Annotated in this window: 5 protein-coding genes; all 5 read right to left on the bottom strand. The window is 73.0% G+C overall.

Going from position 1 to position 20678, the window contains the following annotated elements:
• Positions 1-148 precede the first annotated feature (148 nt).
• Positions 149-1465, bottom strand: coding sequence for a S8 family serine peptidase (locus ACFY2K_RS26795; RefSeq protein ID WP_387714649.1), 1317 nt, complete (start codon positions 1463-1465; stop codon positions 149-151).
• A complete protein-coding gene (locus ACFY2K_RS26790) occupies positions 1462-4974 on the bottom strand; it encodes a right-handed parallel beta-helix repeat-containing protein (protein WP_387714646.1) in 3513 nt (1170 codons plus the stop codon). The genes ACFY2K_RS26795 and ACFY2K_RS26790 overlap by 4 nt, the downstream gene beginning before the upstream one ends.
• A gap of 104 nt (positions 4975-5078) precedes the next feature.
• The gene (locus tag ACFY2K_RS26785) at positions 5079-6416 is read right to left on the bottom strand and encodes a hypothetical protein (RefSeq protein WP_380645034.1); all 1338 of its coding nucleotides are present in this window, start codon (positions 6414-6416) and stop codon (positions 5079-5081) included.
• Positions 6417-6528: 112 nt separating this feature from the next.
• Positions 6529-6975: a hypothetical protein gene (locus ACFY2K_RS26780; RefSeq protein WP_380531682.1), complete on the bottom strand. Its 447-nt coding sequence runs from the start codon at positions 6973-6975 to the stop codon at positions 6529-6531.
• A 98-nt stretch (positions 6976-7073) separates the two neighbouring features.
• Entirely contained in the window at positions 7074-20633 is a 13560-nt protein-coding gene (locus ACFY2K_RS26775) for a hypothetical protein (protein WP_387714642.1), read from the bottom strand.
• Positions 20634-20678: the final 45 nt, after the last annotated feature.

Here is a 20678-nt window from a genome sequence, read left to right as displayed (position 1 = left end):
CGGACCGGATGGTGTTGCCGCCGGCAGAACACCGACGGAACAAACACCGGGAAGAAGCCAAAGGCCCGAGCCACCCACCACCGCCCCGCACACACGGCACACACGGCACACACGGGCTGAAAACAACAGACGCGGCGCTGACACCGGGTCAGACCTGCCAACGCCCCGGACGCCACCCACGACGGCGAGCGGCCGCACACACGACGGCCAGACCCACAGTGACGGTGACAGTGGACAGCACAACGACAGCCACCACAGCAGCCCGGCCGGGGGCGGGGTCCGGGGGCGGGGGTGCCAGGAGGGCGGCCCGCGGGGCGGGGAGGGCGGCCGCGGCGCTGGGCACGGTGGCGGTGAGGGCGGCGAGGGGGTCGACGGTGCCGTAGCCCAGGCGGGGGTCGGGCAGGGCGGTGCCGGGGTGGTAGGCGGTGGCTTCGAGGCGCTCGCGCAGGTGGGCCGGGTCGAGGTCGGGGTGGTGGCCGAGGAGCAGGGCGGCGGTACCGGCGACGACAGCGGTGGCGAAACTGGGGCCGCTGGCGGTGAAGTAGCCCTTGCCGGCCGGTCCGGTGCTCATCATGGCCTCACCCGGGGCGCTCAGATCGACCCGGGCACCGGCGGCGCCCGTACCGGCAGCGGTACCGGCGCCGGCAGCGGTGCCTGCGGGGGCCACGCCGACGCTCGTCCCCGTCCCCGTCGTCCCCGTCCGCGTGCTCCCGTCCGCGCCCGCCGCCGCGCCGCCGCCCGGGGCCAGGGCGGCGACGGTGAGGACCTGCGGCGGGGCGGAGGGCACGTTGGCGTTGGCGCCGCCCTGGTCGGGGGTGGCGGGGGCGATCACCAGGACGCCCTTGGTGTCGGCGTGGCGCAGCGCGTCGTCGAGGGCGGTGTCGCCGGCGGGCAGGGGCAGGGCGGAGGCGATGATGCGGGCGCCGGCGTCGGCGGCGTCCCGGATGCCCTTGGCGAGGAGGGCGGGGGTGGTGGTGCCGGTGTCGTCGGTGACGGCGACGGCGAGGATCCGGGCTTCGGGGGCGATGCCGGCGAAGCCGGTGCCGTCCTGGTGACGGGCGGCGATCAGTCCGGCGAGGAAGGTGCCGTGGCCGACGCAGTCGCGGGTGGAGTCGCCGGTGCCGTACTCGCGCGGGCCGGGTACCAGGCGCTCGCCCAGGACGCCGGAGGCGCCGTCGACGCCGGAGCCGACGACGGCGACGGTCACTCCGGCGCCGCGGCTGAGCGGCCAGGCGGCTTCGGGGCGCAGGAAGGCCTGGGCCCAGGGGGTGCGGTCGGTGCCCTTGTCGGAGGATTTGAGGCAGTCGCCGGGGCGGGTGGCGGGGCGGTTCTGGGCGATGACGGGCAGGGCGGAGGGGTCGCCGGGGGCCGCCGCGGCCGGAGCGGCGGCGGCGGCCGGGACGGCGGCCAGGGCGCAGGCGAGGGCCCCGGCGGTGAGGGCGCCGGCGGTGCGGCGGGCGCTCACACCGTGCTCCCCTGCAGCAGGGCGGGGATGTCCTGGGGCAGCAGCAGGCTCAGTTCGGACACGTCGCCGATCTCCAGGCGGGCCAGACGTCCGGCCTGACGGGTGACCATGGCCTCCAGGGTCTGCCGGGCGAAGCGGCCGTTGCCGAAGTTGCGGTCGCGGGGCACGGCCGCGCACAGTGCGGCCAGCGCGGTGAGGGTCTCGGGGGCGCAGAGGTAGCCGGCGTCCTCGGCCTGGCGGGCGACGATGGTGACGAGTTCGTCGGCGCTGTAGTGGTCGAAGGCGATCTGCTGGGGGAAGCGGGAGGCCAGGCCGGGGTTGGAGGCGAGGAAGCCGCGCATCTCGTCCTCGTAGCCGGCGACGATGACCACGACCTCGTCGCGGTGGTCCTCCATCAGCTTCATCAGGGTGTCGACGGCCTCCTGGCCGAAGTCGCCGGAGGCGGCGCCGCCGCGCGGGGTGAGGGTGTAGGCCTCGTCGACGAACAGGACGCCGCCGCGGGCACGTTCGAAGGCGTCCTTGGTGAGCTGGGCGGTGTGGCCGATGTAACGGCCGACTAGGTCGGCGCGGGCGGTCTCGACGAGCTGGCCGGTGGGCAGGACGCCGAGTTCGGCGAGCAGGGCGCCGTAGAGGCGGGCGACGGTGGTCTTGCCGGTGCCGGGCGGACCGGCGAAGACCAGATGGTGGCTGATCCTGGCGGCGGGCAGGCCGGCCTCCTCGCGGCGGCGGGCCTGGGTGATCAGGTTGACCAGGTTCTCGACCTGTTCCTTGGCGGCGCTCAGGCCCACCATGGCGCGCAGTTGGGCGAGCAGGTCGCTGCCGCCGTCGGTGCCGGGGGCGGGGGCGCGGACGGCCTCGGCGCCGAGGTCCTCGGGCAGCAGCAGCGGCAGGTCGGCGTCGGTGACCTCGGCCAGGGCGGCGAGCCGGGAGGCCTGGCGGTCGACCATCTCCTCGAAGACCTTGCGGGCGGCGCGGCCGTTGCCGAAGTCCGCGCCCTTGGGCATGCGGGTGAAGTGCGCTTCCAGGGCCTGGCTGGTGGCTTCGGCGAGATCGAAGCCGTGGGCGGCGGCGGCCCGTTGGACGATGGTGACCAGTTCCTGCGGCGAGTAGTTGCGGAACTCGACGGTGCGGCTGAAGCGGGAGGCCAGGCCGGGGTTGGAGGAGAGGAACTCGCGCATCTCCTCGGAGTAGCCCGCCACGATCACCACGATGTCGTCGCGGTGGTCCTCCATCAGCTTGACCAGGGTGTCGATGGCCTCGCGGCCGAAGTCGGGGCCGGTGCCGCCGCCTCCGGCGGACAGGGTGTACGCCTCGTCGATGAACAGCACGCCGCCGAGCGCCTCGGTGAACACCTCGGTGGTCTTGATCGCGGTGCCGCCGACGATCGCGGCGACCAGGTCGGCCCGGGCCACCTCGGTCAGGTGCCCGCTGCGCAGCACCCCGAGCTCGGCCAGGATGCTGCCGTAGAGCCGGGCGACGGTGGTCTTCCCGGTGCCGGGCGGCCCGGCGAAGATCAGGTGCCGGCCCATGGGGAGGGCGGGCATGCCGGCCTGTTCGCGGCGCCGGGCCAGCTTGTTGAGGTTGACCAGGGTGGCGACCTGTTCCTTGACGCCTTCCAGGCCGACGAGGGCCTGGAGGGCCGCCTGGGGGCCCTCGGGGTCCGGTGGCAGGGGTTCGGTGGCGGCGCCGTAGGGCCCGGGGGCGCTCTCGCGGCCGTCGCCGTACGCGTCGCCGGGCCCGTACGCGTCGCCGTGTCCGTCGCCCTGCCCGTAGCCGTCGCCGGGTCCGTAGCCGTCGCCGTACGCGTCGCCGTCGGTGGGGGCGGCGCCGGTGGGGCGGGTGCCGGGTGTGGCGCCGGGGCGGGCCTGGGCGCTGCCGTGGCTGTCGGCGTGGGCGTTGTCGCGGCTGGTGAGCTCGGTGACCGCCAGGCGGGTGCCGGGCCTGCTCTGGCGCAGGCCGGAGCCGCGGTTGCCGGTGACGGTGCAGCCGGTGACGCGGACGGGTTCCTCGGAGTCCACCCGCAGGCCGTCGCGGGCGTTGTCGGCCAGTTCGCAGCCGGTCAGGGCGGCCCGGGAGCCGGCGGCGAGCAGGACGCCGTGGCGGCGGTTGCCGTGGACGCGGGTGCGGGCGGCGGTGAGTTCGCCGTCGTCCTCGACGAGCAGGCCGTCGCCGGTGCAGTCGGCGATGTCGCAGTCGCGCAGCGAGGCGAGGCCGCCGGGGCCGATCTCGACGCCGTTGACCCCCGCGCCGGCCGCCCCGGCGGGGCCGGTGGTCGTGGTGGTGCCGCGCACGGTGGTGTTGCCGACCTGGGTGTTGCCGCCGTCGGAGACCCGCAGGGCGGCGCGCGCGCCGGTGCGCAGCAGGCAGGACTCCAGGCGCCCGCGGCCCTCGCGCAGCACCTCGACGCCGTGGCCGCCGACCTCGGCGACGTCCAGGCGGCGCAGCAGCGGGTTGGCGCCGTCGCGCACGACGACGCCGCTGCCGGCGGCGCCGCGCACCTCCAGGCGGTCGAACTCGGCGGCGCTCTCGCCGGTGAGGTCGACGGCGTCGCCGGCGCCGGCGGTGACGGTGGTGCGGGTCAGGACCGGGCTGGAGGACTCGTCGACCAGGACGCCGGTGCCCTGGGCGTCGGCGACCTGGCACTCCTCGAAGCGGCCGCGGGAGCGGCCGGTGACGTGGATGCCGTGGCCCTTGGTGCGGGCGGTGCGGCAGCGGCGCACCAGCGGGTCGGTGGCGCCGGCCAGGACCAGGCCGTGGCCGCGGGTGGTGTCCAGGTTGCAGTCCTCCAGCAGGACCTGGGCGGTGGAGCTGACGTAGACGCCGATCGCGACGTCGCGCACGGTGGTGCGCAGGACCCGGGTGGTGCTGTGCTCCTCCAGGGCGATGCCGGGTTTGTCGGTGGCGGAGATCTCGCAGTCCTCGATGGAGCCGCGGCCCTCGCCGTTGGCGCACACGCCGTTGCCGCGGGCGTCGCGCAGGACGCAGTTGCGCACGACGGGGTTGGCGCGTTCGCCGATCACGACGGCGGAGCTGCCGAGGTGTTCGATGGTGCAGTCCTCGATGACGCTGGTGCCGGTGGAGGTCTCGACGATGCCGGCGCCGGCCGGGTTGACGACCCGGCAGCCGCGCATGGCCAGGGAGCCCTGACCGCGGGTGAGGACGGCGGTCCAGGAGTTGCCGACCACCTCGCAGTCCTGGAGGGCGGCCTGGCCGCGCGGGACGTCGACGGTGGGCAGTTCCTCGTCCTGGCCCTGGAGGACCAGGCCGGTGAGCTGGACGGCCTCGGCGACGACCTGGACGACGGCGCCCCGGCGCGGGGAGATGCGCACGCTGCCGCGGGCCTCCTCGGCGGTGATGGTCACCATCTTGGTGATCACCAGGTTCTCGTCGTAGCGGCCGGGGCGGACGCTGATCACCGCTCCGCTGCGGGCCGCCTCCAGGGCGGCGCCGATCGTGCGGTAGCCGCCCTCGCGCGGCTCCGCACCGACCGTCAGCACATGGCGGGTCATGGGGCGTTCTCCTCCGTCGTTCGTGGCTGTGGTGCCGGTGGTGCTCGGTCGTGCGGGTTCGTACGGGGTCCGTACGGGGGGTGCGGGGCCGGGGTCAGCCGGGGTCAGCCGGTGCAGTCGGCCTTGACGGCGGAGGCGGCGTGGTGGGCGTAGGTCTTGACGCTGTCACCGACCCAGTCCTGGCCCCGGCTGTGCATCACCACGGCGATCCGGCCGCCGCTGAGCGGGAAGGTGCCCGCCGGGACCCACTGGCCGCGGGAGGAGGTCTGGTTCACGTTGAACGACTGGCCCTGCACGGTGTAGTAGGTCGGGGCGCCGCCGACGGCCTTGATGTCGCCGTTGTTCGGGACGTAGACCGACAGGCGGCAGCTGCCGGTGGTGAGCGAGCCGGTGTTGAAGGTCCACACCACCGAGTTGCTGCTGTCGTCCTTGTTGGCGGCGCCCGACATCGGCATCGAGGTGAAGCCGCCCGAGCAGCCGTCGCCGCTGTAGCCGCCGGAGTTCTTGCGCCAGCCCTTCTGCCCGTCGTCGTACCAGCCGTTCTGCTGCATGGAGGTGGATCCGCCGCAGCCCGGGCCGGCCACGCCGTGGTAGGTGGGCGCGGGCGGCGGGGCGGGCTGGGTGGGCTTGTCCGGGGGCGGGGCCGGCTGCTGGGCCTTGGCGGGGGGCTGCGGCTGGGTCTGCGGTGCGCCGCCGCCCTGGCCGGAGCCCTGCCCCGCGCCCTGGCCCGCGCCCTGGCCGCTGTTCTGAGCGGTGTTCTGGCCGCCGCCCTGGGGTGCGGCGGGCGCGCCGGCGGCGGCATGATCGGTGCCCGGGGTGCCCTGGCCGGCGGCGATGCCGGGCAGCGCGGCCCCGGCGGCCGCCGCAGCGGGCACCACCGCGCCCTCACCGGGCTGGGCGCCGGCCGGCTGGCCGGGCTGGCCCGGCTCAGCGGGCTGGCCGGGCTGCAGCGGCTGGTCGCCGGGCGGGTTGCCGGGTGCGTCGGCGCCGGGGACGTAGCCGTTGCCGCCGCCGTCGGGCGCGGAGAAGCCGGCGGGCGGCGGCCCGTCGGCGCCGGGGGTGCCGGGGCCGTCCCCGCCGAAGCCCGCGATGCCCAGCGGCACCCCGACCAGCACCAGGCCCGCGATCACCGCGGCGGCCACCATCGGCTTGGGGATGCGCCGCCCTGCGGCCTCCTCCTCGGTCGCGGCGGCCGGCGCGGGCGCGGCGGTCACGCCCGGGCGGGCCTGGCCGGCGGCCTCCACCGCCGTCGCGCCGCTCTCCCTGACCTCGGGCACCGCACCGGCGGCTCCCACCGCCGCAGCTCCCGCCTCGACGGCGGCCGGTGCCACGCCCGCCTTCCCGGCCTCGGCGGCCGGCTCCGGCACCTCCCAGGCCACCGCGGGCAGCTGGATGCCCCCGACGGAGGACCCGTTTCCCCGCGCACTACGTTCCCTGCCCACCCACGCTCCCTGGCCTTGGACGACGCCCGACGGGGCCGCCCCGCGCGGCCGAACCGCCGCGCGGCGAAAACCGCCCCTCCCCCAGACCGACGGACGGCACGTCGCGTCGGGTTCAGCCGATCTCCAGGCTCCAGGCCGGCTCGTCCTGGCGGGGCGGCTTCAGCACGAAGTCCACCGCCCGCCCGAGGGCCTGCGGCGACGGCTGCGGGCACGGCCCGGTGCGCCCGAGCAGGTGCGCGAGCAGCCCGGGCTCGGGCGCGAGGTCGTACTCCTCCAGGTAGTAGGCGACGGTGTCGGTCCAGATCCACTCGCCGTCGGTGCGGTAGTTCATCGGGACGGCGCCCCGGCGGGAGGTGTCGAAGACGTCGTCCATCAGCATCGGCGTCACCAGCACCTCCGCGCCGGACCGCAGGTACGCCAGTAGGGCGGCCCGCTGCCCGGCGTCGCGCACCAGCGGGTGGTCCGGCGCGAAACCGGGCCCGGCCACCGGGTCGACCGTGCCGAACACCGCCGCCAGCCGGAACTCCGGCTCCGCCGCCTGCCCTTGCTGCTGTTCCACGCGTCGTGCTCCCGCTCTCGTGGCCCCGCACCGGGGCGCCCTCACCCGGTCAACGGCTCCGGGCGCGGGCGGCGTTCACCCGGTGGCCGTTCCGCCGGTCAGGCGGTACTGCCCTTGAGGTCGGGCCTGGGGTCCTTCTGGTACCAGAGCAGGAGGGCGGCCTGTACCTCGGCGCTGGGCTTCCACGCCATGATGCCCTTCTTCATGACCTTGTCCAGTTCCTTGACGAAGTCCTCGGGCTTCCCCTTGTAGGTCTTGGCGAACTCCGTGACCTGCCTGGCCGGCGCCGGCTTGATCCCTTGGTCGACCACGCTCGTGGCATTGGCCTCGGCCGCCCGCGCCGCCTCCTCGGCCGCCCGTCGCGCCGCCGCCTCCTGCTCGGCCGCCCGCTCCTCGAGCCGCCGGGCCCAGGCGGCCTCGTCGTTCTTCGCGGGGAAGTACCTGAAGGCGATGTCCTTCCCCTTGGGCACGTACGCGCTGGTGGAGTTGAGCCTGGCCACGTCATTCCACCCGTACTCGATGACGCCCTCCACGTCCTTGCCGCCCCTGTGGTAGGTGCGGGGCTGGTTCGACAGCGTCGACTTCTGCCCGGCGGCGATCGTGTACCCCACGTAGGCGCCGACCCCCGGGAACGCCTCCTGGAAGTCCTTGACGACGGACTTGCAGCTGGCGCACGTGCCTCGGGAGGAGAGCACGGTGAGGACGCCCTCGGGCTGGGCGGGCAGTCCGGCGCCCGGCTGTCGGGAGACCGCCTTCTCCGGCGGCTTTCCAGAGGGATGGGGGACCTGCTCGAAGCCCCACTCCTTCATCTGCTGGAACGCCTTCGCCAGGCCCTTCACCTCGGCGTCGTAGCGCTGTGTCGGCAAGCCGTTCTCCTTCGCCCACCGGTCGGCGGCCTGGAGCGAGCGGCTGTCGTTGATGGATTCGTCATGGCCGTTGGTGACGGCCGCGGCCGTCTCCCAGCTCTTGTCGCCCTTCAGCGCCAGGGAGATGACGGCGTAGGTCAGGCTCTTGTCGGTGCCGGTGAAGAGCTGCTGGAGGAGTGAGTCCTTCAGGACCACCGTCGCCGCGGCCACGGAGTCGGGGTCCGGTTCCGCCGCCGGAACCGGCTTCGGTTCATCGGCCCTCTCCTTGCCCTTCGCCACCGTTCCCTCCGGCTGCTTCGCCACCTCCTGCGCCTCGGCCGACCGCTGCCCGCCCGACAGCACGTCCGCGATCCGCTCGGCGGAGTTGGTGGTCTCGGGCGGAGCGGACTCGGTGGTCTCGGGGGAAGCGGTCTTGGTGGTCTCGGGCGGAGCGGTCTTGGTGGTCTTCTTCTTGTTCGCGAAAGCCAGGGCGCCCTCCGGTTCGCGGTCGGGGTGGAGGGTGCCCGGGGCGGCGCTGTCGTAGCCCTCGGGGCGGTCGCGGTCGCGGTCCGGGTAGACGGGGGCGGGCAGGTGGGCGCCGCGGTCGACGATCACGGGCGCCTGGCCCTCGGCCGTGGGCCGCTCGACCTCCAGGAAGTGCCCGCCGGCGACGACGGCCGGGTGGCCGTCGGCCGTGAAGCCGACGGCGGAGGCGACCACCAGGTGCCCGGGACCGTCCGTGCCGTCCACGCGCGGGGTGAAGTACACCGGGCCCGTGGCGACCAGTGCGCTGCTGCCCAGGTCAGCCAGGCCGAGCTGGCGCATCACCTCGGTGGTGTACTCGAGCCCGGGCGCCCGCCCGAGGTTGCAGGAGACGAGTTGCAGCCGGTCGGTGCCGTTCCAGACACCGCCCTGGTGCAGTCCGGCCAGGATCCCGACGAGCCGGTCCTCGGTCAGCTCCACCGGCTCGCCGGTTTCGGGGTCGGTGCCGAGCGGCAGCGGCAGGCCGGTGTCGGGGTCGGTGTGCACGGCCAGGGTGAACACGCCGTCCTGCGCGGGGAAGCGCGCCAGGGCGTACCGCTCCGCCGCCGACGGCTCGGGGTGGCCGAGCCACCAGCCGTTGCCGGGGCCGCCGAACGCACTGAGCGGCGCGCCGACTTCGCCCGCCTCCGGCACCGGGTCGGTCCACAGGAAGCCGCTCGGGAGGTTGATCGTGTCGAAGGGGGCTATCTTGTCCAGCGTGCCTGCCCGCAGGTTGTTGACCACCTCGTGCAGGGTTTCTCTCGTGTACTGGAACTCCAACGGGGGATCGCCCCAGCCGGCGTCCTCGGTGTTGTGGGTCCGCAACAGGAGGGTCTCGTTCCCGTTCTCTCCCTCCTCCAGGCGCAGGTGCACCGTCGCGTTCTGGCCGGTCAGCTTCGGGTGGGTCGAGGTGATCTCGACCGTCTTCTCCCGCCCGTCCGCGGACAGGCGCTCGGTGACACGGAAGTCGGCCCGCAGGTTCTCGGGGAAGGCCGCGCGCAGCGCCTGCTCGCTGTAGAAAACGGCGAACAGGTCGAACACCTCCCTGACGGGGGTCTCGTTCACCCAGCCCGCGATCGTCTCCTGGACGTCGTGGAGCGTCATGGGCTCAGCCTCCGCCCGGATGACGTGGAACGGGCCGTCCTCCTCCCGGCCGGTCACCGTCAGTCGGCTCGGGCCGAGCGTCACCTCGTACTGGGTCGTGTTCACCTCGTCCAAGTGGCCGTGCGCCGCGGCGTGCCCCGGCGGGAAGGACAGCGCCAGCATGGGGTGGGACAGCGGCACCTGGATCTCGAACAGCGCGTAGCGGTCGGGGTTCGACATCCAGCCCTGGGCGAACGCCCGGTCGTAGGTGGTGGAGGAGGGCAGGACGTCGGTGAAGCTCTCCTGCTGCCGGGTCTGCGGCTCCATCCGCACCGCGCGGTACAGGAGCACGGTTCCCTCGGCGCCCGGATGTCCCTCCGGGGGGCGCAGGCGCTCCGCGTGGTTGTAGAACGTCCGCAGATTGCCCATCATCTTGTCGAAGGTCACCGTGCCCTCCCGCTGGAAGAGCCTGCCCTCCGGGTTGCGCAGATTGGTGAAGACCCCGTTCTTGATCTGTCCCATGAATGTGCGCAGCGGACTGTCGGGTGGGGCTGCGGTCAGGTGGTCCACTGACAGCGCCACTGCGGCTGCCGCCTGCTCGGGGGTCGGCTCGGCGTACTTCACCGCCTGGGGGTTGCGGTGCTCCGGTGCTATCGACTCCACCAGGCCGTAGCCCTCGGGGTGGTCGTGGAAGGAGCCGTCCGGCGCCCGGTGGGCCCCGCGCTCCTCCACCTGGACGTGGATCTGACCGGAGTCGCCGTCCCGGACCGCCTGGAACTCCAACCAGTGGTCACCGCCCACCATGACCGGGTGGCCGCTCTCGGTGAAGCCGATGTCGGAGGCGACCACCAGGTGCCCCGGGCCGCCTTCGCCCCGCGGGGCGAAGTACACCGGGCCGGTCGCGGCCAGCGCCCGCGGGCCCAGGTCCAGCTCCTTGAGCCGGAGCATCACCTCGTCGACGAACTCGCGCCCCGGCCCGCGGCCCAGGTTGCAGGCCACGAACTGCACGGTGTCGGTGCCGTTCCAGATCCCCGCCCGGCGGAGGCGGGCCAGGACACCCGCCGTCTGGTACGCCGACAGCGTGCCGTCCGGCCCGTTGGGCCAGACCGGCCGCCCGGTGGCCTCGTCGGTGTGGACGGGGACGACGAACACCCCGGGCTGCTCCGGGAAGTGCGCCAGCGCGTCGCGCTCCGCCTGCGGCATGTCGGCCTCGCCGATCCGCCAGCCCTTGGCGCCACCGCCGAAGGCCGACAGCGGCTGCCCGATGTCCTCCGGCATGGGCGCGGTGTAGTCGAACCAGTCCCAGGGCAGGTCCAGCATCTCGAAGCTGGGGTTCTCGGTCAGCTTCTGCGAGCGCAGGCCGCCGCTGACGTCGCCGATGTTGTCGGCGTTGAAGACCATCGGCTCGCGCGGCTCGGTGTCCTCGCTGGTGCTCCAGCGGATCGACACGGATCCGTCGCCGCCGTGATGGATCGCCACTTCGGCGAACTGTTCGGCCAGTTGCTCGTGGGTGTGCTCGATCCTGATGGTCTTCGTGCGGCCGTCCGGCGAGGTCTCCTCGGTGATGCGGTGGAAGTCCGTGAGGTCGCGCGGGTAGGCGGCGCGCAGTGACTCCGGGGTGTAGAAGTCGGTGAAGCGCCGGAACGCGTCCGGGATCGACATGCTGCTGGACCAGTTGGCGACCTCGCCGCGGATGTCGTCCACCGTCATCGGCGAGGCGTCGACCTTGATGACGTGGTAGCCGCCCGAGTCGTCACGGCCGGTCACCGACAGCCGGGACGGACCGAGCGTCACCTCCGACTGGTTCTCGTTCACGGGATCCGGGTCACCTTCCGCCCGGACGTGTCCGGGCGGGAACGACAGCGCCAGCATCGGGTGCTCCAACGGCACCTTGATGTCGAACAGCGCGTAGTTGTCCGCACCACCGCCGTTCGACATCCACTCCTGCACGAACTCCCGGCTGAACGACGTCGACGCCGGCAACAGCTCCGTGAAGGACTCCCGCTCACGCGACTGGGCGTCCAACTTCACCGCCCGGAAAAGGCTCAGGGACCGACCCGACCCCTCCTCCGCCGGACGCAACGCCCGCGCGTGGTCCAGGAACCGCTGCACATCGACCAACAGCGACTCGTAACGCTCCCCCTCCCGCACCTTGAGCATGCCCTCGTCGTCACGCCGACTCGTGAACGCACCCGCCTTGATCCGCCCCATGAACTCGAACAGGGCCTGATCCTGCTTCGCGGCATCGAGGTGCTGGCGCGCCAGGTCCACCACGAACGGATCGGCGGCGGGCAACGGCGGAGCGGCGGCAGGCTGGTGGAGGTCGTCGCCGTCGAGGTCCGTCAGGTGGTGGTCGGCGTCCTCCGCGGACGCCGCCTCCGGGTCGTGCCAGTCGTAGTCGGGGCTGTACCACTCCCAAGGGAGGTCGAGGGACTCGAAGCTGGGGTTCTCGGTCAGCGTCTGCGAGCGAAGGCTCCCGCTCACCTCGCCGATGTTCTCGGCGGTGTAGCGCATCGGTTCGCGCGGCTCGGTGTCGTCGCTGGAGCGCCACAGGATCGAGACGGATTCGCCTTCATGGCGGATCGTCACTTCGGTGAACTGCCCGTTGAGATCCGGGTGGGAGTGCTCGATCCTGACGGTCCTGGTGAGGCCGTCCGGCGACGACGTCTCCGTGATGCGGTGCTGCGGGTTGAAGTCGTGGGGATAGGCGGCCCGCAGCGAAGCCGGGCTGTAGAAGTCGGCGAAGCCCCGGAACGCGTCCGCCATCGACGTGCCGCTGGACCAGTTGGCGACCTCGCTGCGGATGTCGTCCACCGTCATGGGCTCGGCGTCGACCTTGATGACGTGGTAGCCGCCCGAGTCGTCACGGCCGGTCACCGTCAGGCGACTGGGGCCCAGCGTCACCTCCGACTGCGCCTCGTTCACCGGCTGCGGGTCGTGTTCCGTCCTGGCATGGCCGGGCGGGAACGACAGGGCCAGCATCGGGTGCTCCAACGGCACCTTGATGTCGAACAGCGCGTAGTTGTCCGCACCACCACCATTGGACATCCACTCCTGCACGAACTCCCGGCTGAACGACGTCGAAGCGGGCAGCAGCTCGGTGAAGGACTCCCGCTCCCGGGACTGCGGATCCATCCGCACCGCCCGGAACAGGCTCAGGGACTGCCCTGACTGCCCTGACTGCTCACCCGCCGGGCGCAGCGCCTGCGCGTGGTCGAGGAACGTCTGCACGTCGTGCAGCAGGGAGTCGTAGCGCTCCCCCTCCCGGACCCTGAGCATGCCTTCGTCGTCACGCCGGCTCGTGAACGCACCGGCCTTGATCCGCCCCATGAACTCGAACAGGGCCTGGTTCTGGTTCGCAGCCTCGAGGTGCTGGCGGGCCAGGTCCACCGCGAGGGGATCGGCGGCGGGCAACGGCGAAGCTGCGGGCTGGTGGAAGTCGTTGCCGTCGATGTCCGTCAGGTGGTGATCGGCGTCCTCCGCGGGCGCCGCCTCCGGCTCGTGCCAGTCGTAGTCCGGGCTGTACCAGTCGACGGGGAGGTCGAGGGACTCGAAGCTGGGGTTCTCGGTCAGCGTCTGCGAACGAAGGCCGCCGCTGACGTTGCCGATGTTGTCGGCATTGAAGACCATCGGCTCGCGCGGCTCGGTGTCGTCGCTGGTGCCCCAGCGGATCGATACGGACCCGTCGTCCTCGTGCCGGATCGTCGCCTCGGCGAACTGCCCGTTCAGGTCCGGGTGGGAGTGCTCGATCCGGACGGTCTTCGTGCGGCGGTCCTGCGACCACGACTCGGTGATGCTGTGCTGGGGATTGAAGTCGAAGGAGTAGGCGGCGCGCAGTGACTCCGGGGTGTAGAAGTCGGTGAAGCGCCGGAACGCGTCCGGGATCGACATGCCGCTGGACCAGTTGGCGACCTCGCTGCGAATGTCGTCCACCGTCATCGGCGAGGCGTCGACCTTGATGACGTGGTAGCCGCCCGAGTCGTCACGGCCGGTCACCGACAGCCGGGACGGACCGAGCGTCACCTCCGACTGGTTCTCGTTCACGGGATCCGGGTCACCTTCCGCCCGGACGTGTCCGGGCGGGAACGACAGCGCCAGCATCGGGTGCTCCAACGGCGCCTTGATGTCGAACAGCGCGTAGTTGTCCGCACCACCACCATTGGACATCCACTCCTGCACGAACTCCCGGCTGAACGACGTCGACGCCGGCAACAGCTCCGTGAAGGACTCCCGCTCACGCGACCGGGCGTCCAACTTCACCGCCCGGAACAGGCTCAGGGACTGCCCAGCCGGGTGCGTCCCGGCCTGGTTCAACGCCTGCGCGTGGTCCAGGAACCTCTGCACGTCGACCAACAGCGACTCGTAGCGCTCCCCCTCCCGCACCTTGAGCATGCCCTCGTCGTCACGCCGACTCGTGAACGCACCCGCCTTGATCCGCCCCATGAACTCGAACAGGGCCTGGTCCTGCTTCGCGGCATCGAGGTGCTGACGCGCCAGGTCCACCACGAACGGATCGACCGCAGGCAACGGCGCCGAGACCATCTCATGGAGGTTGTTACCCTCCGTCAACTCGGGGGCGTACCAGTCGAAGGGGAGCTCGATCGACTCGAAGCTGGAGTTCTCCTGCAGCTTCCGAGTGCGAAGGCTGCCGAACACCTCCCCGATGGTCTTGCCGCTGTAGGCCGCCCGAATACGCACAGGGGCTTCGTCGCCCTCGACCGCGTCCTCGGTGGTGCGCAGGGTGACCGACACGGACTCGCCCTCGTGCCGGACCTCCACCTGGACGTACTGGCCTTGCAGGCTCTCGTGCGGGTACTCGATCTTGACGGTCTTCGTGAGGCCGTCCGACGACCACGTCTCGGTGATGCGGTGCTGAGACCCGAGGTCCTTGGGGTAGGCGGCGAGCAGCGACTCCGACGTGTAGAAGTCGGTGAAGCGCTGGAAGGCCTCCGGGATCGACATGCTGCTGGACCAGTCGGCGACCTCGCCGCGGATGTCGTCCACCGTCATCGGCGAGGCGTCGACCTTGATGACGTGGTAGCCGCCCGAGTCGTCACGGCCGGTCACCGACAGCCGGGACGGACCCAGCGTCACCTCCGACTGCGCCTCGTTCACCGGCCGCGGGTCGTGTTCCGTCCTGGCATGGCCGGGCGGGAACGACAACGCCAGCATCGGGTGCTCCAACGGCACCTTGATCTCGAACAACCCGTAGTTGTCCGCACCACCGCCGTTCGACATCCACTCCTGCACGAACTCCCGACTGAACGACGTCGACGCCGGCAACAACTCGGTGAAGGACTCCCGCTCACGCGACTGCGGATCCATCTTCACCGCCCGGTACACGCTCAGGGGCTGACCCGGCTCCTCCCCCGCCGGACGCAGCGTCTGCGCATGGTCGAGGAACCTCTGCACATCGAGCAGCAGCGACTCGTAGTCCGGCCCCTCCCGGTCCTTGATCATGCCTTCCTCGTCACGCTTGCTCGTGAAACCGCGGTTCCTGAGCCACCCCATGTACTCGAACAGGACCGGGTTCTGCGACGCGGCGCCGAGATGCCGGCGAGCCACGTCAACCGCCGTCGGGTCGACGGGAGGCAACGGCGCGGCAGGCGGTTCCCCGTGTGAGAGGTGCTCTCCGACGGTCGGCTCGTCATGGACGGCCGCCGGGGACCTCACCTCGCTCTCCTGGTGGGTGAGGTACTGGCCGTGGGTCAGGTCGCGCAGGACGGGGCCCGAGTGGAGGACCTCCTCGATGCGCTGGAGGTGGCGGGGCAGGACGGTGAAGTCGTCGCGGTGGGCGGCGGTGCCCATGACGCCGTTCTCGCCGGCCCAGCGGTCGCGGCGGCGCAGTGCGAAGGCGTCGCCGGGCCTGGCGGCCGGTTCGACGTACTCGTCGGGCAGGCCGAGGAAGTGCAGCACTTCGTGCAGCAGCACGCCGGGGGCGCTGCCGTCGTACCAGTGGAGCTGGTCGCTGCGGCCGGTGCCGGGCAGGACGGTGATGCTCTGGTGCGCGCCGGCGGCCTTCGGGGCGCTCTCCAGGCGCAGGTGGACCTGGTCGCCGCCGGGCAGGCGGTGGCGTTCGTTGAAGCGGTCGGCGACGACGGCGCGGGCGCGGTCGAGCACGCGGGTGGCGGCGGCCTCGGGGAGGGGTTTGCCGTCCGGTCCCTTGAGGTGGAGGTTCAGGGTGAACTCGGTGACCCAGTGGTCCGGTTGGGCCTCGAAGCGCCGCACGTCGTAGGTGATCGCGGTGTCGGCGCCGTGCAGGTCGCCGAGGCTGCGCTGGGAGCGGGGCAGGCCGCCGGGGCGCCGTACCCGGTTCTCGTACTGCTCGCGCACCTTGGGGCCGGCGATGGCGCCCGGGTTGTCCTGGCCGCGCACGCGGGCGTCGAAGCGGACGGTGTCCATGCGGGCGGACGGTGCGAGGGTGCGGATGTCGGCCCAGGCGGAGGCGGGCAGCAGCGGGCGCGGGTCCGCGGGCGGTACGGCCGTGGGCGGCACGGCGGGCGGCTGGGCGGGCGGTGCGGCGGCCGGCGTCCTGGGGGCGGTGTCGGGGGTGTCGGGGGTGTCGGAGCCGGTGTCGGTGGGGCGGGTGAGCGGGCCCGACGGGGTGTCCTGGGTGGGCTTCTCCTCGGGTACGGGGGTCGGCTCCGGCTCGCGCGAGGACTCGTTCGCGGGCTCGTGCGAAGACTCGTTCGCAGGCTCGCGCGAGGGCTCCGGCGTGGGCTCGGGGCGGCGGCCGAAGACGTTCTCGTGGGTGGCCTCGTGGCCGCGCCAGCGCTCGCCGTCGAGGTCCTCGGGCGCCCAGTGCTCCCGGTAGGCGTCGAAGAAGTCGTCGCCGTACTCGCCCTTGAGCTTGCGGATCTCCGCCTCCGGCACCCGGCGGTCCTCGGCGAGCCGGTCGTAGCCGGCCGCGGCGCGCTCGCGGGCCGGCAGCACGGCGCGTTCGAAGGCGACGTGCTCCGCCAGGCCCTCGGTCAGCCGGTCGCGCTCGGCGCGCCAGCGGGCCACCTGTTCGGGCAGCTCGGCGCGGTGGTCGGCGCCCGGATCGCGCAGCAGGGCGCGGAAGGTCTCCTCGAAGGCGGCGCGGACGCGCTCGGTGTAGCCCTCGCGGACCCGGCGGGCGGCGTCGGTGGCGGACGGTTCGGTGCGATCGGTGCGAGTGCCGCGCACCGGGCCCAGGGCCATCTCGACGGAGGCGGCGGCGTCGCCGTCGTGCTCGGTGGCGTGCTCGGGGGCGTGCTCGGTGGCGCTCTCCGGGCCGCCCAGGTCGCGCGGGACGTGGGTCCGGGCGCTGTCCTCGGCGGCGCGCAGCGCCTCCTCCCGGGCACCGTGCAGGGCCAGCAGGCGGTTGGCCTCGGCCCGGGAGGTGAGCTTGTCCAGTTCCGCCTTGAGGTGGGCGGGGTCGCGGTCGGCGGCGGTGTGCTCGGCGACCAGGCGGTCGGCGCGGCGGGCCAGATCCGCGCGGGCGGCGGCCACCGCGCGCGCGGACGGGCCGTCGGCCAGGCCGAGTTCGCGCAGCGCCTCGGGGCCGAACTGGTCGGCGGCGGTGTCCTTCCACGCCGCAGCGGCGTCGTCCACCGCGTCGGCGGAGCGCTTGAGCCCGGCCTCGCGCACCGCCTGGACGGTGAAGTCGTGGGACAGCCCGGCCCGGTGGCGTTCCAGGGCCTCCTGGAAGTCGGCTTCGAGCCGGGTGCGGTCCAGGCGGGTCGGGTCGACGGGGGCGAGGTCCTCGCCGCCCTCCTCCTCGATCCGCGGGGAGGGGCCCTCGTCGCCTCCGTGCAGGTCCGCCAGCCGCTCCCGCAGGGCCTCGGCCAGCTGGTCGCGGACCTCGGGTGTCAGCCGGACGTCCCCGGTCAGGCCGGCGGCCTCCAGCAGGGCGCGGTCGCGGTCGGAGAGCTCGTCCGCCGACCATCGGTCGTGGGCGTCGTCGACCACCCGGTCGACCTGCTCAAGCGCTTGGGCCCGCGCCTGGCGGACGTCCAGCTCCCGGCCGGCCTCGCGCAGGCGGCGCTCCAGGGCCCGGGCGGCCAGGGCGTTGCGCTCGGGGGTGAGGTCGGTGCGGGCGGTGAACAGCTGGGCGATGTCCTGCTCGGCGTCGGCCCGGAACTTCTCCGAGGCGTCGCGGCGGATCCCGGTGAGGGTGTGGTCGCCGGAGTGCTCCGGGCCCAGGCCGCGGTCGGCCAGCAGCCGCTCGAAGCGGCCGACGGCGAAGGTGAGCGCGAGTTCGCGGGCGCCGGTCAGCTCCAGGCGGTCCGTAGCACCGGCGAGGATCTCCTCCCGCTCGTGCGGGCGCGCTTCGAGGTCCTCCCGCATCGTCTCCGCGGCCCGGCGCCACACCGGCGAGTCGGGCGTCACCAGGGCGCGCAGCTCCCGGGGCAGGAGGGCGGCGCCCTCCGTCAGCCGGTCCTCGATCGCACGGCGGTCCGCCTCCTGCCGCTCGGCCTCGGCGAGCCGGGCGTCGTGGTCGTCGGCGAGGGACTGCTGCTTGTCCCGCCAGGCGGTGCGCCGTTCGTCGCCGGCGGGCGCCTTGGCGTGCTCGGGGGCGTCGACCTGGTGGTAGAGGTGGCCGGCGGAGGTGGCGGAGGAGGACGGCGGGGTGTCAGGGGTGTGCGGGTCGGGGCCCGGGCCGTTGGGCTTCGGGTCGCGCGGCGGGGTGGCGGGCGGCGGCGGGACCTGCGGGTCGGGGCCCGGGCCCTGGGGAGTCTTCGGGTCGGGGAGGTTGGGGTCGCTGTGGTTGGGGTCGCTGTGGTTGGGGTCGGGGCGGTTCGGATCGGTGTGGTTCGGGTCGGGGCGGTTGGGGGTGGCCGGCACCGCGCCGTCGCCGGGGCCGCCGGCGCTGGTGCGGATCGGCGGTGGTGGCGGCGAGGCGGCCGGGCTGCGGTGGGAGCCGCCCTCCTGCGGCTGCGGCTGGGTGCCGTTCACGGTGCCGCCGGTGCGCGTGGTCGTGGACTCGTGCAGGGGCGCCTCGCCGTGCTCGTCGACGACGGTGGTGCGGCGCGACGGGTCCGGCTTGGGCTGCGCCTGCGGCTGTGCCTGGGGCTTGACGGCGCCGCTCTGGCCGTTGGCGTCGGCGGAGGCCGTCGCGGTGCTGCCGCGCTCGCCGCCGTTGCCCGCCTTGGCTCCGCCGTCCGCGTTCCGCCCGCCGCCCCCGGTGGTGGTGGTGTTCTCCGCCCCGCCGTCCGTCTTCCTCGGCACGGGCGGCGGGACGACGGTGTCCCGCTCGCCTTGGCCTCCCGACGCGGCCGGAGGCTTGGGCGGCCCGGACGCGGCGTTGCGCTCGTCGCCGCGGGACTGGGTCTCGACCGGCCGGACCGGGGCCTTGGGGTCCCAGCCGCCGTCGACCGAGGAGTGGAAGCTGCTCTTGCCCGCGGGGTCGGCGAGGACGCCGTCGCCGTTCTCCTCCGGGTGGTGGCTGCCGGAGTCCAGCAGGGTGGAGCCGGACAGCGAGCCGGTGCCCTCGGTCCTGATCGAGACGCCGTCGGACTTGATCGAGGCGCCGTCACCGCCCGACAGCCGCGTACCGCCGATCTGGTCGATGTGGCCGGGGCGGGGCACCGGGAAGGGCGCCGCGTGGCCGCCCATGTTGCTGATCACCGACAGGAAGGTCCGGATGTCGGTCGGGCCGTAGAACCCGCCGTTCTCCTCGGTGATCCGAGAGCTCTCCAGGCCTCGGACGTAGTCGGCGTAGCGCAGGGTCAGCGGCGAGGCGAGGCCCATGATCATGTGCCGCATGCCGGCCATCATGAAGCCGCCGACGAAGCTCATCCCGCTGGCCGACCACTCGCCGTTGTAGATCGTGTTGTAGATGCCCTCGGTGAGGTACTGGTTGATGCCCGACTCGAACTGGCTGCCCAGGACTGCCCCGAGGTGGAACATCTTGTCCATCTTGTTGATGCCGCCGGCGAGTTCGGGCATCTTCTCGACCAGCAGCTTGAGTTCGGGCGTGAGGGCGACCTTGCCGCTGTCCTTGGCGAGGTTCTCCAAGGCCTCCTTGAGCGCCTCCTGGCTGCTCTCCTTGGCCACCGTCTTGAGCGAGTGCTGGACGAACTGCTTGCCGATCTGCTCGCCCATGTCGCGGGCGAGTTGTTCGCCGATCTCCTGGCCGAGCTCCTTCTCGAAGAGCTCGCCGAGCTGGCGCACGAACTTCTGGCCCATCGCGGCGCCCACCTTGCGCCCGCCCTTGAAGCCCTTGGCGAGGTACTGGGAGTTCTCCTTGAGGAGGGTGGTGATGCCGTTGGCGAACCGCTCGGCCGCCTCGTTGCCGAGCAGACGGCCGAAGCCCTCGCCGGCCTCCTTGCCCGCGCCCTTGAGAGCGCCGCCGGCCACGCCCTCTCCGAGGTCCTTGCCGATCCCCTTGAGCGCGCCCGCCGCAGCGCCCTCCCCCAGCTCCTTGCCGATCCCCTTGAGCGCGCCGCCCGCCACACCGCCGGCCAGGTCCTTGCCGACGCCCCCGGTCAGGCCCTTGATGACGTCCTTGAGGGCGCTCTCCACGAACAGCTTGCTCAGCCGCGGGCCGAGCAGCTTGCCCAGTCCCATGCCCAGCAGGCTGAGCGGTCCGCCGATCGCGCCGCTGATCGCGCCGAAGATCGCCGCCTGCTTGGTGAGGTCCTTGTCCCACTCGTGGCGGTCACCGTGCTGGAACTGGATGCCCTGGATGATCGCGTCCAGCATCAGGCCGCCGACGATGCCGCCGAAGGTGTGCATGGCGATCAGCGTGAGGAGCTTCTTGACGAGCCAGAGCAGGAACTGCCGGGTCAGGAGCTTCTTGAACTCCAGCGCCACCAGCGAGCCGCCGCCGGTGAACACGGACCAGGCGATGGCCAGGGCGATCTCGAAGAGCAGCTGGACGAGCTGGCCGATCGCCATCCACTTGGTGTACTCGACGGTGTTGGCGACCTTGCCCGCCAACTCGGCCAGCTGGGTGCAGAGTTCGCCGGCCTTGCGGAGCGGGTCGTTGGCCTCGTCCGTGTTGACGAAGCGGCCCCACTCCTTGCGGAACGCCTGGGCGGCCTCGCCCTCCAACCGCTTGTCGCAGTTCTGCACCGCGTCGAGGATGTACCCGCTCAGCTTGGGCAGATCCTCGGCAAGTGCCTGGTAGTCGTCCCGGACGTCGCGCAGCTTCCCCTCGTCGGACTCCGGCCACGGCATGCCGCTGATGATGTGGAAGAACTGCGCCAGACCCGGGGAGACGTGGACCGAGGAGTGGGGCATGGCGCAGGGCCTCCGGAGGCGGGGCTGATGGTTCGGGCGGTACGG

The sequence above is a fragment of the Kitasatospora sp. NPDC001309 genome, assembly GCF_042896295.1.
Lineage (GTDB): Bacteria > Actinomycetota > Actinomycetes > Streptomycetales > Streptomycetaceae > Kitasatospora.
This window is presented reverse-complemented; position numbering and strand designations above follow the sequence as displayed.

What these genes read in the sequence shown, in the direction of transcription:
- ACFY2K_RS26790 (WP_387714646.1), bottom strand. Translation starts at nt 4,974, where the DNA reads ATGACCCGCCATGTGCTGACGGTCGGTGCGGAGCCGCGCGAGGGCGGC.
- ACFY2K_RS26775 (WP_387714642.1), bottom strand. Translation starts at nt 20,633, where the DNA reads ATGCCCCACTCCTCGGTCCACGTCTCCCCGGGTCTGGCGCAGTTCTTC.